The organism is Nocardia sp. NBC_00565 (genome assembly GCF_036345915.1).
Classification (GTDB): Bacteria; Actinomycetota; Actinomycetes; order Mycobacteriales; family Mycobacteriaceae; genus Nocardia.
On the sequence record NZ_CP107785.1, the window covers coordinates 883,667 to 897,800 of the forward strand.

A 14,134-nucleotide genomic window follows, 5' to 3' on the forward strand; every position below is an offset into this window, starting at 1 on the left:
TCCGCAGCGAACCGATGCCGAAGCGGTGGGTGTGTGTCGCGACCGATGAGTTCCGGGTTGGGGCCGGTCGGTATCTGTGCGCGTCCGAAACCACCGGGCACGCCGAAAACCACAGGAAGGACCATCGTGAGCACACCGATCGTTTCGGCGGTGACACAGCGCTGGGTGCTCGCACTCGGCGCGGTCGCCTCGCTGATGGCGGCACTGGACACCCTGGTCGTCGCCACGGCGCTCAGCACCATCCGCCATGACCTCGGGGCGTCGCTGGAGACGCTCGAATGGACCGTCAACGGCTACAACCTCAGCTTCGCCGTCCTGCTGATGACCGCGGCGGTGCTCGGCGACCGCTTCGGACGCAAGCGGATGTTCATGGTCGGGCTCGGCATCTTCGTCGCCGCCTCGGCGACCTGCGCGGTATCGACCTCGGTCGCCACTCTCATCGCCGCGCGCATGGTACAGGGCGTCGGCGCGGCACTGATCATGAGTTTGGCGTTGGCGCTGGTAAGCACGGCGTTTCCACCGCAGCGGCGGGGCATGGCGATGGGCCTGCTGCAGGGCATCACGGGTTTGGCGGTCGCATGCGGTCCGCTGGTTGGTGGTGTCGTCGCGGAGGGTCTGTCGTGGCAATGGATCTTCTGGCTGAACGTGCCGATCGGGCTGATCGCGATTCCGCTGGTGGCGATCCGGATGCCGGAGAGCTTCGGCCCCGATACCGCGGTGGACGGCACCGGATTGGCGTTGGTCACCGGCGGCGCGTTCGGTGTGGTGTGGGGCTTGGTGCGCGGCAATATCGCGAACTGGACCAGTGCAGAGGTACTGATCGCGTTGGTAGGTGGGATCGGGGCGCTGATCGCGTTCGCGGTCTGGGAGGCGCGGGCGCGGGAACCGATGTTCCCGATGCGGCTGTTCGTGAATCGTGGTTTCGCGGCGGGCAATACCGCGATCTTCCTGACCTTTGCCGCCCTGTTCGGCGCCGTCTTCTTCTACGCGCAGTTCCTGCAGGCGGTGCTGCACTACGGTCCCCTCGGGGCCGGATTGCGGCTGCTGCCATGGACTCTTACGCTGTTCTTCTGTGCTCCGGCCGCCGGTGCGCTGGCTGACAAGATCGGGGAGCGACCGCTGATGGTGAGCGGGTTGGCATTGATGGCGGGCGGCATGTTCTGGATCGCATCGATCGCCGACCCGGCAATGTCCTACGGTTCCTTGATCATTCCGTTCATCGTCTCCGGCGTCGGCACCTCCATGGTGCTCCCGTCGGCGCAGAGTTCGGTCGTCGGCGCGGTAGAGCACGCGATGCTCGGGAAGGCGGCCGGCGCCAACAGCATGATGCGCGAATTGGGTGGGGTGTTCGGAATCGCTGTCGCGGTCGCGGTTTTCGCCGGGACCGGTGGCTACGGGTCGGCAGCGGAATTCACCGCCGGTTTCGGTCCCGCGATCAAAGTCGGTGCGGCACTTGCGCTCATGGGAGCAGTCGTGGCGCTCGCGCTACCTGGGCGCAGAGCGGTTTCCAGCTCGCACAGCCGGTGGGTAGATCCTTTGTCAGCGCACCCGCGAGCCGAGCAGGTGACGCACACCACCGACGAACAGCTGCAGCCCGAAGTCGAAACGTGCGGTCGCGTCGGGGGTTTCGTTGAAGGGTGACGCCTCCTCGGTCAGCGCACCCGCCGAATCCATTTGCATTCTGGACTGTTCGTCCACCGTCTGCCCGAGCACGTAGTACAGCATCGTGTACGCCGCCGATTCCGCCTCCGGCCGCGGCATTCCGGCACGGATCGCCGCCCCGACGAGTCGTTCCCGTCCCTTGCTCGTGGTGAGGCGGGAGGCGTAGGTCGCCGAGACCAGTTCGGCGCCGTCGCGATAGGCGAGCAGGCAGCTGCGCATTCGGTGCGCCAATTCGGTGATCTGGCCGGACCATTCCTCGGCCTCGATCGGATCCTCCATCGGCGCGAGGATCCGGTCGGCGACCGCGCCGAGTAACGCCTGTTTATTGGGGAAGTGCCAGTACAGCGCCCCCGGCTGCACCTGGAGTGAACCGGCGAGCCTGCGCATGGTCAGGTCGGCGAGACCGTACTGGTCGAGAATCGCGATGGCGCCGTCGACCACGTCCGCCCTGTGCAACTGCACCTGGTTCCTCCCCATCCGTGTTTTGACTCACTGGTACCGCTACCCTAGCCTGAACACCGTTCAAGTTGCACGGCCACCTCGGCCGAACGAAGGGATTCGTGCAGTGACCCAGGCACCCGTCCAAACCGACATTCTGGCGACCGCCCGCGAGCAGGTGCTCGAGCTCGGTGCAGGCCTGACGCAGGAGCAGACCCTCGAGGTCCTCCGGCTCGGCGACGACCGGCTAGCGGAGCTGCTCGCCCTGGCGCACGAGGTGCGCATGAAGTGGTGCGGTCCCGAGGTCGAGGTCGAGGGCATCATCAGCCTGAAGACCGGCGGCTGCCCCGAGGACTGTCACTTCTGCTCGCAGTCGGGCCTGTTCCAGTCGCCCGTGCGCGCCGCGTGGCTCGATATCCCGAGTCTGGTCGAAGCCGCCAAGCAGACCGCGAAGACCGGCGCCACCGAATTCTGCATCGTCGCCGCGGTGCGCGGTCCGGACGAGCGGCTGATGGCGCAGGTCGCCGCCGGTGTCGAGGCCATCCGCAACGAGGTCGACATCCAGGTCGCCTGCTCGCTCGGCATGCTCACCCAGGAACAGGTCGACCAGCTCGCCGCCATGGGCGTGCACCGCTACAACCACAACCTGGAGACCTCGCGTTCGCACTTCCCGAACGTCGTCACCACGCACAGCTGGGAAGAGCGCTGGGACACCTTGCGTATGGTCCGCGAAGCCGGCATGGAGGTCTGCTGCGGCGGCATCCTCGGTATGGGCGAAACCCTGGAGCAGCGTGCGGAATTCGCCGCGAACCTGGCCGAGCTCGATCCCGACGAGGTCCCGCTGAACTTCCTCAACCCGCGCCCCGGCACCCCCTTCGGCGACCTCGAGGTGCTGCCCGCCTCCGACGCGCTGCGCGCCGTCGCGGCGTTCCGGCTCGCGTTGCCGCGCACCATGCTCCGTTTCGCGGGCGGTCGCGAGATCACCCTCGGCGACCTGGGCGCCAAGCAGGGCATCCTCGGTGGCATCAACGCCGTCATCGTCGGCAACTACCTGACCACTCTCGGTCGCCCCGCCGAAGCGGACCTGGATTTGCTGGGCGAACTCAAAATGCCGATCAAGGCACTCAACGAAACGCTCTGATCTCATCACGAAAGAGGCTGGCGCCGTGAGTACTGTCATGGATATGGACGAGCGCTACAACCCGTTCACCGGCAAACGCATCGTGCCGGGGCTCGACGATCCGGTCCCGGCCGCCGCGGCGCTGGGACTGGAGCCGCCGCGCTTCTGCGAGCACTGCGGGCGCCGGATGATCGTGCAGGTGAGCCCCGACGGCTGGTGGGCGAAGTGCTCGCGGCACGGCGTACTGGATTCGACGAATCTGGGACGCCGCTAGTGGTGGCGCAGTACGGCGGCGCCGATATCGTCGCGCCCCGGTCGTCTCGGCCGGTCGGCGTGCGGCGCGAGCTGCGGGCGGCCGCGCTGATCGCCGTCGCAGTGATGCTGATCAGCGTGCTGGGCGGTGTGGTGTGGGCCTTCTTGGCGCCCACCCAACAGTTCCTGGTGACCAAGGCGCGCGCCGGTTCGGTTCCGGCCAAGGGCGCGGCCCTGACCGGGGAGAGCGTGCATCAGTTCGACGCGCTGGCGATCTTCGTCTGCATCGGCGCGGTGCTGGGTGTGCTCACCGCCGTCGGCGTGTGGCGCTGGCGTGGTGTGCGCGGGCCGCTGCTGCAGCTCGGACTGTTGGTTGGTTCCGTGGCGGGCGCGTATGTCATGGCCAAGATCGGTGAACAGGTCATGCGGTGGCAGCATCCGAGCCCGTACGATCCGCCGTTCGGGCAGATCGTGCAGCTGCCGGTGCACGTCGGCAGCTGGCTGGCGTTCATCGTGCAGCCACTGCTCGCGTCACTGGTGGTGCTGTTCCTCGCGGCGCTCAGTGCGACGGAGGATCTCGGTACCGGATTCAGCGGTCCGTTCGGTGCGGTGCGACCGGTCCGGCCGCCATCCTTCACCGCGACAAGCACATTCGATGCCTATGGCGTCGATCCCCGCCGCGGCGCTGCGAACGGCGGGCCGGTGACTTACGGTGTGCCATACGGCAGGGCCGGAGAGTCCGGTTCCGGGCGCGTGCACTGACTGTTGTCCGAACCGTTGCCCTCGTGACGGCACAGGCGTACCAGAACGGCCTAGAATTAGGGAATACGCTGTGCGTTCAGAGAGGAACGGATCGTGGCGTTCATCGGTAGCGGGCCAGTCGTCGAGCAACTCGACGCGCAATTCTGGCGGGTCGTCGAGCCGCTCGTTTATCACGGTGCGACAGAGGAATTCGTGATTCCCGCGGGTTTCCGCACCGACTTCGCCTCCGTACCACGGGCACTCGTATGGCTGGTGCCCCGTTACGGCAACTACACCCGCGCCGCTATCCTGCACGACTATCTGCGCAGCTCGGACGTGGTGAGCAATGCCGACGCCGACGGCATCTTCCGGCGCTGCCTGCGCGAGTTCGGCGTCTCGATACCGCGCCGCTACATGATGTGGGCCGCAGTGCGTCTGGGCAGTCGGCTCCGCGGTGCGACACTCGGCGATATCGCGTCGGTCGTGCTCATCGCCATCCCATCGTTGGTCTTCCTCGTGGTTCCGGTGACCGTGGTGACGGTATACCTGCTCTTGTTCTGGTTGGTGGAGTTGGTGTTCTGGGGATTCGGCCGTCTGACCCGGCGAACGGCCGCGCCGCCACCTGAGCCGCAGATGAAAACGGCCTGAGCACGGCGACCCCTTCGAAAGTTCCGGTCCGGAACTCTTTTCAACCGTTCTAGCTGCATGTTCATTTACATCGGTTCTTGCTTTCCCGACCCCGTCCTAATCTCGTTGCACGCCGGGGGTGTCGCTCCCGCCATCGGAAAGTGCAGGAGGACAGATGGATTCGGGTCACCGGGAACCGCGGCTGCGACCGTCGCCGAGAGCCGTTTTCGCGCAACAGTTCGCCGCGCTCTTCGAGGCCGCGAGCAGTCCGACGTTGCGTCGGGTGGCGGCCGCTGCCGAGGCCCGGATGCGGGCGGCGCGCGGGCCGGGGCAGAAGGGCGGCGCATCGGTACAGCGCATCAGCGACTGGAAGGCCGGGCGCAATGTCCCCGCGCGATTCGAATCCCTGCTGCCCGTGCTGCTCACACTGGTAGACGAGGCGCGCAAGTCGAGTGCGCCGGTGCCGCCCGCGCTGCTGGATGTGCAAGAGTGGCAACGATTGTGGGCGGCTTCGAATGCGTGGGATCCGGCCTCCGCTGATCCGATCGAGTGCCCATATCTCGGGCTGACTTCCTATCGCCGTGACGACGCCGAGTTGTTCTTCGGTCGGACCAGGCCGACCGCGGAACTAGCCGAATTGGTCGGCGCCACAGTGGGCCCCGAGGGGCACGGCGGTGTGGTGATGCTGGTCGGCGCCTCCGGTGCGGGCAAATCCTCCCTGCTGGCAGCAGGTTTACTTCCGGTGCTTGCGGATCCGGTCGAGGACTGGGCAGTCGCAACCATGACTCCGGGCAGTGCGCCTGTCGAGGCCTTGCTGGCCGCCGTCCACGCCGGGGCCGACACGGAGCCCGCCGAATCAGGATCTGTATCAACGGAGGCAACCGAACCTGCGGACCGCAGCGCCGCGCCGGGGGACAGCGCCGGGTCTGCGGCTGGGCTCAGCCGCGGAGGATCTAGTTCCGAGAAGACCGGCGGCGCTGCGGAATCCGTGGACTCGGCGCTCGCGGAATGGGGTGGGGGCAGGCGTCGACTCCTCATCATCGACCAGTTCGAGGAACTGTTCACGCTGTGCCGCAACGAAGTAGAGCGCGCGATCTTCCTCGCCACCCTCGAACACCTCGCGATCCGCGGCGAGCGCGAACCGGCCGCCGTCGTCATCGCCGTTCGCGCGGACTTCTACGCTCGCTGCCTCGACATCCCCGTCCTGGAGGACGCCCTCAAACACCGCAGCTACCTCCTGGGCCCGATGCGCCTGGACGAACTCGCCGAAGCCATCACCCGCCCCGCCGAATTGGCGGGCTACAAACTGGAATCCGGCCTGGAAGAACTCGTCATCAGCGAATTGTGCGGGCTCGGCGGCGCCCGCCGAGCCTACGATCCCGGTGCACTGCCCTTGGTATCGCACGTGATGGCGGCCGTCTGGCAGCGCCGCGATGGCACCCGCCTCACCATCGACGGCTATCGCGAAGCGGGCGGAGTCATCGGTTCCGTGGCCGCGACCGCCGAAAAGGCATGGGGCGAACTGACCGACTTCCAACAGAGCATCGGCAAGCGAGTCCTTCTCGGCCTGGTAGCCGTCGGCGACGACTCCCGCGACACCCGCCGCAAAGTCACCCGCGCCGAACTGATCCAACAGACAGTGGATGCCGCCGAAGCCGCCCTAGAAGTCTTGGCCCGCACCAGATTGATCACCCTGGACGCCGAATCCGCCTACCTCACCCACGAAATCGTCCTCGACGCCTGGCCCCGCCTGCGCACCTGGATCGACGAGGACCGCGTCGGATACTTGGAACGCCAACGGCTGCAGGCGGATGCGTCGGATTGGGCGATCCGCGGTCGGGATGCATCCCGGTTGTACCGCGGTGCTCGCCTGATCACCATGCAGGAGCATGCCGACAAAGGAGCTATCGGCGTGGTCGCCGAAGAGTTCCTGGCCGCGTCGCGGGCGGCTCAGCGTCGAACTCAGCGGCGGTCGTCGGCCAGGATCGTGGTCCTGGCTTTACTCGGGGTCATCGCGCTGGTGCTCGCGGGTGTGGCTTTTGTACAGAGCAATACCGCAAAACAACAGCGCGACAATGCGATCTTCGCCGCCGTCTTGGCCGAGGCCGACCGACTCGAAGGGACGGACCCTTCGTTGGCTGCCCAGTTGGTCGTGGTCGCCGATCGACTGCGCCCCGGCGACCCGCAGGTACAGACGCGCTTGCTGAACACTCAGAACCTGCCGATGGCCACACCGCTGCCAGGGCACGTCGGGAACGTGAATGCCGTTGCATTCCGCCCGGATGGGCAGGTGCTCGCCTCCGCGGGATCCGACAACACTGTTCGCCTGTGGAAGGTCGCGGACTACCACCGTCCGACGGCATTGGGCAGCGTACTCACTGAATCCTTCTTTGCGCCCTTCAACTCGGTCGCGTTCAGTTCCGACGGTTCACTGTTGGCCGCGGGGACCGTTGAAGGCACCCGGCTATGGGATGTCCGTGATCCGGAACAGCCCAAGCCGATCGGTGCACTGATCCCCGGCAGCTATCCGGGTGTGGTCGCCTTCGGCGCAGATCAGCCGGTGCTGGCGGCTTCGGATGCGAACCGTGGTGTCACCTTCTGGGATGTGGCGAACGCAATGGAGCCGCGGCCGATCAAATCGGTGCTTCCGAGAAAGTTATTTGCGGACTGGCAATCCATCGTCTTCAGCCGAGACCTGGCGTTGGTGGCTACCATCGGCGCCGACTTCGAGACGCGGTTGTGGGACGTCGCTCAGCCGGGACCGGAGCGATCACTGGGTCGATTGGCCGGTTCGGGGCTCTCGGTAGCGTTCGGTCCGGATGGCAACACCGTTGCGGCGGCCACCACCGCGAATTCATCCCTGCAGCTCTGGGACGTGCGCAACCGGAACTCCTTGCGAGCCATCGGAACACCGCTGCCCGGACAGCAGTCCAGAGACAGAGCTATGGCGTTCAGCGGAGATGGCAGATTCATGGTGAACGCCATCTCCGGCGGACAGCTGAACATGTGGAACCTGGATGATCAGGAGCATCCGACTACGCCCTTCCCACCTTTGGCCGGAGTCAAGGGGATGGTCACGACAGCTGCGTTCGCGCCCAATGGACAAGCCTTGGCGACCGGTGGGCAGGACGGCACGGTCCGATTGTGGTCGTTGCCCGAGGTAGAGATCCGGAGTATGCGGCCGTGGACGAGCCGTCCGGTGCTCGACGCGAAAGGTGACGTCATGGCCATCGGCACGACCGGCTACGCCGTGGAGATCTGGCAGGTGGGTGATCCACGGGCGTTGCGGCGGCTAGCTACCTTCGAAACCGAGGGCTACGTCACGAATCTGACGATTAGTCCGGATGGTCGTTTGCTGATCGTCCATCACGATCGCAAGACGGCGACCGTGTACGACATCGCGGATCCCACCGCCGTGCGGCCATTGTCCGACATTGTGCCCGAGGATACCCAGATCATCACCGCGGCCGCCTTCAGTTCGGAGAGCAAATATCTGGTGACCGCGCAAATAGACTCGGACGCAGGCCATTTGCAGGTCTGGGATATGTCGGATCCGCGACAGCCGGTCAAGTTGGGTCGACGTGTTCCGTTGAACAACGACTACGTCAATGACGCAAAATTCAGCTCGGATGGAGGGTTGCTCGCGACCGCGGGTCACGACCGATCGTTGATGCTCTGGGACTTCCGCCACCCGGATGCCCCGAAGTTGCTGAGCCAGAAAGAGATCGGGCCGTCCGAGTCTCGGGAGCGCATCGCGTTCCGTCCCGATGGGCACACGCTCGTCAGCACCGGCGACGACCAGTCGATCCGGGTCTGGGACGTCGAAGATCCGGCGGACCCGGTGCAGGTTGGTGCACCGTTGGTCGGACACACCTCGGTGATCGGAACTCTCGCATTCGACCCGACTGGGGATCGGCTCGTATCCGGTGGGCTCGACGACTCGACAGTGCGGATGTGGGACTTCACCGACCCGCGGCGGCCGATGGCGTTGTCGCATCCCATCGCGGCGACCGAGTCGTCGAGGCGGTGGCACATCGCGGTCCATCCGGGCGGCCGGTATCTGGTCGGGACCGGTCTCGGCACACAGATCCGGGTGTGGGATTTGGATCCGAAGCAAGCAGAAGACCGCATCTGCGCAGTGACCGGTTCGATGATGAATCCGCAGTTGTGGCAGGAACATCTGCCCGGGCTCCCATATTGGCGGCCGTGCGAATAGTTCGGGGTGCGGTGGCATTCGTACCCGCGGAAAATCACTGGCCGCGTGTGCAGGCGCGTGGATACCGTTGACGCGCACGTTGAGCCGAGAGTGGGAAGGAGGTGGCGATGAGCGAGGATATGTTGACCAGGCATGGGCAGGCGGTGTTGATTCCGTCTGTACCGGAGCGGCCGGATTTGGCGGCGTGGCGGCGGCGGAATGCGCTGCGGCGGTCCAGTGCCGCGCAGCCTGTTCCCAGTAAGCGGCAGTATCGACGGAAAGTGAAACATAAGGGTCGGGTGGGGGATTGAGGCCGATCCGGTAGTGCTGGTCGTTGACCCCGTTTTCGTATGTGCGGCATACGGAGACGGGGTTTTCTGTGCTGCCCCGTTGGACAAGCGGTTGGTGCACAGCCCAGATGCAGTGGCGGTCGAGCGGGTTGAAGCCATGGTCGGTATGCGGATTCGGCTCGTGTCGGTGGTCGAGCTGGCCACCGAGAGGGCCGTTCAGGTTGGTCGGCAGCTCGCCGTCCTGCGACCGCACCCGACCTCTTCTCACCGCATCCGCTGAGCAACTCGTCCGCGCGAACCAAGTCGGATAGTGCTCTGCCACACGCTGATCACTGGACTCCGGACCACATTTCTGGCCGGTCCGGAATGCCGAAACGGCCTGCCTACCTGCCGCCGTTTCCGGTCCGGATAACTCGTATCCGACTGTGACCAGCCATATTTCGCGACTCTGAACGCACGGCCGTTCCGTAGCGGCGCACCGATCCCTAACGTCGAAGTCGGTTCGATCGATCGAACAGTGGAGGTGGACAGTCGATTTCGCCGCTGCACAGCACCGAGGGACTTCAGCCGATCAGGGAGGGACGGCAATGTTCTGGAAATCGCTAGTGGTTGGGATGGTTCTGGTGGGTGGACTGGTCGCGGGCACATCGCTCGCGACCGCGGCGACCGGTGATCCGGCGGTCGTCCAAGTGCCGGACGGGTCGTCGCACGAGACTCGTTTCCCGTCCAACTGGGTCGTCTGGATCCTGTGCTCCGGGCATCTGGGTGTGCCCGGTGGACTGCCCGAGTAGAAGGGGAGTGCCCCGGTCGTCGCCGATCGGGGCACGCTCGGGCGCCGTGGCCCCTACGGCAGTGGCCACGGCACCAGTCCATTTCGGGCGATTGGTTCGGGGGTCGATCGCCGAAGCGGGGGGTCGATCGCGGGGAGGCGATCGATAGGGTCAGGTGGGTGGGCGCAGTGCGGCGAATTCGTCAGTGACGCGGAGCACGGAGTCGGTGAACCGATAGACGGCCGCGGGCCGCCCACCCGCCCGGCCGGGGGAGGCGGTCGCACCGGTCGGGGTGATCACCTTGCGGCGGGTGAGGACTCGCTGCAGGTTCGTCGTATCGACCTCGTAACCCAGGGCTGCGCAATAGATTTCGCGCAGTGTGGACATCGTGAACCGCTCGGGGGCCAGCGCGAAGGCGATATTGGTGTAGGAGAGCTTCGCCGCCAGCCGGGTGCGCGCGTGTTCGACGACCGTGCCGTGATCGAACGACATGCGCGGTAGCTGCGAGACCGGATGCCATGCGGTATCCGAGGGCAGCCGCGGGTCCGCGGTCAGGGGCACCAGGCCCAGATAGGCCGAGGCGATCCGGCGCGGCGCGGGCACTCGATCCGGATTGCTGAACACCGACAGCTGTTCCAGATGTGCCAGCTCGCGCACATCGACCTTCTCCGCGAGCTGGCGGCGGGCCGAGACATTGAGATCCTCGTCATCGCGCAGGCGGCCGCCGGGGAGCGACCAGGTGTCCTTCTGTGGGTCGAGGGCACGCTCCCACAGCAGCACGGCGAGTTCGCTCCGCTGACCGGGCGAGCAGGGCCGAATCGGCACGTCGATGCCGTGCGCTGGGCTGCTACCTGCGGTGATGTCGTCGGGAAAGCGCCGAACCTGGAACACCGCGGTGAGCGTTTCGTGGATGGTGTTACTATGGGGCACGTTTTCGATTGTAAGTCGAAAACCTGGTTTGGTGCGAATCCGGCTGCCATGTGAATAGGCACAAGGGTCGGACGCACGAGGAGAGGAGCCATCATGGCGACGATGGGTGCGAAGCTGGCGCCCCCGCTGATGGGGCAGGTATTCGACGGTCCGACCGGATTCGCCGGAGTCGAGGCCACACCGGAGTGGGTGGCCGAGATCAAGCGGCTCGCCAGGGAGCGCAACGCGACGATTCTCGCGCACAACTATCAGTTGCCCGAGATCCAGGACGTGGCCGATCACGTCGGTGACTCGCTGGCGCTGTCCCGCATCGCGGCCGAGGCCCCCGAGGACACCATCGTGTTCTGTGGCGTGCATTTCATGGCCGAGACGGCCAAGATCCTCAGCCCCGAGAAGACGGTGCTCATTCCGGATCGGCGGGCGGGTTGTTCGCTGGCCGATTCCATCACCGCCGACGAATTGTGGGCCTGGAAGGCCGAATTCCCGAATGCGGTGGTCGTCTCGTACGTGAACACCACGGCCGCGGTGAAGGCACTCACCGATATCTGCTGCACCTCGTCGAACGCCGTCGACGTGGTCGCCTCCATCGATCCCGATCGTGAGGTGCTGTTCCTGCCGGACCAGTTCCTCGGTGCGCACGTCAAGCGCATCACCGGCCGCGAGAACATCCACATCTGGGCGGGCGAGTGCCATGTGCACGCCGGGATCAACGGCGATGAGCTGACCGAGCAGGCCCGCACCCATCCGGACGCCGAACTGTTCGTGCATCCCGAATGTGGTTGCGCCACTTCGGCGTTGTACCTCGCGGGTGCGGGCTCGTTCCCGGCTGACCGAGTGCACATCCTGTCCACCGGCGGCATGATCGACGCCGCGCGGGCCGCGAAGTCGAGCCAGGTGCTGGTCGCCACCGAGGTCGGCATGCTGCACCAGCTGCGAAAGGCCGCCCCCGGCATCGACTTCCAGGCCGTCAACGACCGCGCGTCCTGCAAGTACATGAAGATGATCACCCCGGCGGCGCTGCTCCGCTCGCTCGTCGAGAACACCGATGAGGTGCACGTCGACCTGGAAACCGCGGCGCTGGCCCGTAATTCGGTACAGCGGATGATCGAAATCGGCAACCCGGGCGGTGGCGAATGAACGCGCACGGGTGCGATCGGAGTGCGATATGCGCACTCGTCCGGAGTGGCGGTGCGGAATGACCGCCGGGGCGGCCGGTAGCGCCGCCTTGGTGGTCATGGCGGAGCCGAGCGCCGGCGAGGTGGAGGCATGAGCGAGCGTAGCGAGCGAACAATCGGCACAGCCGCCTTGGTGGTCATGGCGGAGCCGAGCGCCAGCGAGGTGGAGGCATGAGCGCCGCGCCGCGGATCGACTGGGAAGCCGGCGCCGATCTGGTGGTGGTCGGCGGCGGCGTCGCCGGGTTGACCGCGGCACGCACGGCGTCGCTGCGCGGGTTGCGGGTGCTGATCCTCAGCAAGGGCGGGCCGACGGACACCGCGACCCAGTACGCCCAAGGCGGTATCGCCGTCGTTGCGCCACATGAAGATTCGGTGGAATCACATATGCGCGACACCGTGGCGGCCGGTGCCGGGCTGTGCGATGAGGCAGCGGTGCGATCGATCGTGGAGGGCGGTCAGGACGCCGTCGCCGCGCTGACCGATCTGGGCGCGGTCTTCGATCTCGCCCGGGACGGCCAGATCTCGCGCACCCGCGAAGGTGGGCACAGCACGCGACGGATCATCCATGCCGGGGGCGATGCCACCGGCGCGGAGGTGCAGCGGGCGCTGAACGCGGCCGGGTTGCCGGTCCTGTTCGGCGCCGCCGCACTGGAGATCGTCACCGGACGCAACGGCGTGCAGGGCGTGATCGCGGTGTCGGAGAACGGATTCGGGGTCGTGCACGCACCGGCGGTGCTGCTGGCCACCGGCGGGCTCGGTCAGCTGTACGCGTTGAGCACGAACCCGCCGGGGGCGACCGCCGATGGCATCGCGCTGGCCCTGTGGGCCGGGGCGACGGTGGCCGATCTCGAATTCGTGCAATTCCATCCGACGGTGCTCTACACCCCGGGTGGGCTCGGCCGTAGGCCGTTGATCAGCGAGGCCGTGCGCGGCGAGGGCGCGATACTGGTGGATTCCGAGGGGAATTCGGTGACGGCCGGTGTGCATCCGCGCGGCGATCTGGCACCCCGTGACGTGGTGTCGCGCGCCATCGCCGAACGGATGCGCGCGCTGGGCGCCGATCACGTCTACCTCGACGCCCGCGCGATCGACGGCTTCCCGCAACGCTTTCCGACGATCACCGCATCATGCCTGGCCGCGGGCATCGATCCGCATACCGATCTCATCCCGGTGGCGCCCGCCGCGCATTACCAATGCGGCGGGATCGTCACCGATACGCACGGCCGCACCGCGGTGCCCGGTCTGTACGCGGCGGGCGAGGTGGCGCGCACCGGATTGCACGGTGCCAACCGCCTGGCCTCCAACAGCTTGCTCGAGGGGCTCGTGGTCGGCGAGCGGGCGGGTGTGGCCGCGGCCGAACGACTCGGTGAGGACGCACATGTGACGGAGGTGTCCTTCCACACCGTGCCGCGCGCGGCACGAGCCCTCGTGCAGCAGTCGATGACGTTGCACGCCTCGGTAGTTCGCGATGCGGCCGGGCTCGCGGAGGCGGCGGTGCGGTTGCGAGATGCGGTGTCGCACAGTGCCGCAACCCGCTTGCGTGCCGAGTTGACCGGTGCGGCACATCGAATCGCCGGAATCACGGGCGCGGCGGACAGCGATGTCTCTGCTGTAGCACCGAATGGGACCGGACCGGAGAACCGCGCCGGAGCGTTGCACGGCGCCGGGGACTCGAACAGTATGGCTGCGGCACAACGCATCACCGCATTCGAGGATGCCGCGCTCACCCTCACCGCCCAGGTGCTCCTGCTTTCGGCAGCGGCCCGTACCGAAAGCCGCGGCTCCCACACCCGCTCCGATCACCCGACCCCCGACGAGCACCAACGCCACAGCCGCGCAGTACGTCTGGGCCCAGAAGGTCATCCCGTTCCCGCCCCCGACGGCCTCGACCTCGGTGACTGGACCCAAGACGCCATCCCGAGCGCCTCATGAAA

General features: G+C 66.6%; 11 protein-coding genes. 9 read left to right on the forward strand and 2 right to left on the reverse strand.

The features are described 5' to 3' along the window. The first annotated feature begins 126 nt into the window (after positions 1 to 126). Positions 127 to 1,641: an MFS transporter gene (locus tag OG874_RS04400; RefSeq protein ID WP_330253846.1), complete on the forward strand. Its 1,515-nt coding sequence runs from the start codon at positions 127 to 129 to the stop codon at positions 1,639 to 1,641. Here the strand turns inward: OG874_RS04400 and OG874_RS04405 are convergent. Then, the gene (locus OG874_RS04405) at positions 1,540 to 2,124 is read right to left on the reverse strand and encodes a TetR/AcrR family transcriptional regulator C-terminal domain-containing protein (RefSeq protein WP_330253847.1); all 585 of its coding nucleotides are present in this window, start codon (positions 2,122 to 2,124) and stop codon (positions 1,540 to 1,542) included. The two genes, OG874_RS04400 and OG874_RS04405, sit on opposite strands and share 102 nt — an antisense overlap. A gap of 103 nt (positions 2,125 to 2,227) precedes the next feature. On the opposite strand from OG874_RS04405, the gene bioB reads away from it, so the two are divergent. The 6 genes from bioB (at position 2,228) to OG874_RS04435 (ending at position 10,116) form a co-directional block, all read left to right on the forward strand. Further along, on the forward strand, positions 2,228 to 3,241 hold the full coding sequence (gene bioB / locus OG874_RS04410; RefSeq protein ID WP_330253848.1) for a biotin synthase BioB: 1,014 nt from the start codon (positions 2,228 to 2,230) through the stop codon (positions 3,239 to 3,241). 37 nt (positions 3,242 to 3,278) lie between these two features. Then, positions 3,279 to 3,494, forward strand: coding sequence for a biotin synthase auxiliary protein BsaP (gene bsaP, locus OG874_RS04415; RefSeq protein ID WP_330257172.1), 216 nt, complete (start codon positions 3,279 to 3,281; stop codon positions 3,492 to 3,494). Next, a complete protein-coding gene (locus tag OG874_RS04420; RefSeq protein WP_330253849.1) occupies positions 3,494 to 4,234 on the forward strand; it encodes a DUF2567 domain-containing protein in 741 nt (246 codons plus the stop codon). Before bsaP ends, OG874_RS04420 begins: the two co-directional genes overlap by 1 nt. Before the next feature lie 93 nt (positions 4,235 to 4,327). Then, positions 4,328 to 4,861 carry a DUF1353 domain-containing protein gene (locus OG874_RS04425; protein WP_330253850.1) on the forward strand — a complete coding sequence of 178 codons (534 nt, stop codon included), beginning with the start codon at positions 4,328 to 4,330 and terminating at the stop codon, positions 4,859 to 4,861. A gap of 154 nt (positions 4,862 to 5,015) precedes the next feature. After that, on the forward strand, positions 5,016 to 9,056 hold the full coding sequence (locus OG874_RS04430) for an nSTAND1 domain-containing NTPase (protein ID WP_330253851.1): 4,041 nt from the start codon (positions 5,016 to 5,018) through the stop codon (positions 9,054 to 9,056). An 892-nt stretch (positions 9,057 to 9,948) separates the two neighbouring features. Then, complete coding sequence (locus tag OG874_RS04435) at positions 9,949 to 10,116, forward strand: hypothetical protein (protein ID WP_330253852.1); 168 nt, start codon at positions 9,949 to 9,951, stop codon at positions 10,114 to 10,116. Between the two features lie 150 nt (positions 10,117 to 10,266). Here the strand turns inward: OG874_RS04435 and OG874_RS04440 are convergent, their stop codons facing one another. Beyond that, complete coding sequence (locus OG874_RS04440; RefSeq protein WP_330253853.1) at positions 10,267 to 11,025, reverse strand: NUDIX hydrolase; 759 nt, start codon at positions 11,023 to 11,025, stop codon at positions 10,267 to 10,269. Between the two features lie 93 nt (positions 11,026 to 11,118). Between OG874_RS04440 and nadA the strand changes: the two genes are divergently transcribed. Together nadA and OG874_RS04450 are read left to right on the forward strand one after the other, a co-directional pair. After that, positions 11,119 to 12,162 (forward strand): quinolinate synthase NadA, encoded by a 1,044-nt coding sequence (gene nadA, locus OG874_RS04445; protein ID WP_330253854.1) that lies wholly within the window; start codon positions 11,119 to 11,121, stop codon positions 12,160 to 12,162. Positions 12,163 to 12,371: 209 nt separating this feature from the next. Next, positions 12,372 to 14,132 carry an L-aspartate oxidase gene (locus tag OG874_RS04450; RefSeq protein ID WP_330253855.1) on the forward strand — a complete coding sequence of 587 codons (1,761 nt, stop codon included), beginning with the start codon at positions 12,372 to 12,374 and terminating at the stop codon, positions 14,130 to 14,132. Positions 14,133 to 14,134: the final 2 nt, after the last annotated feature.

Bases quoted from the DNA above. Each gene is read 5' to 3' on its own strand.
- nadA (WP_330253854.1), top strand. From the start codon at position 11,119: ATGGCGACGATGGGTGCGAAGCTGGCGCCCCCGCTGATGGGGCAGGTA.
- bsaP (WP_330257172.1), top strand. From the start codon at position 3,279: ATGGATATGGACGAGCGCTACAACCCGTTCACCGGCAAACGCATCGTG.
- OG874_RS04450 (WP_330253855.1), top strand. From the start codon at position 12,372: ATGAGCGCCGCGCCGCGGATCGACTGGGAAGCCGGCGCCGATCTGGTG.
- OG874_RS04430 (WP_330253851.1), top strand. From the start codon at position 5,016: ATGGATTCGGGTCACCGGGAACCGCGGCTGCGACCGTCGCCGAGAGCC.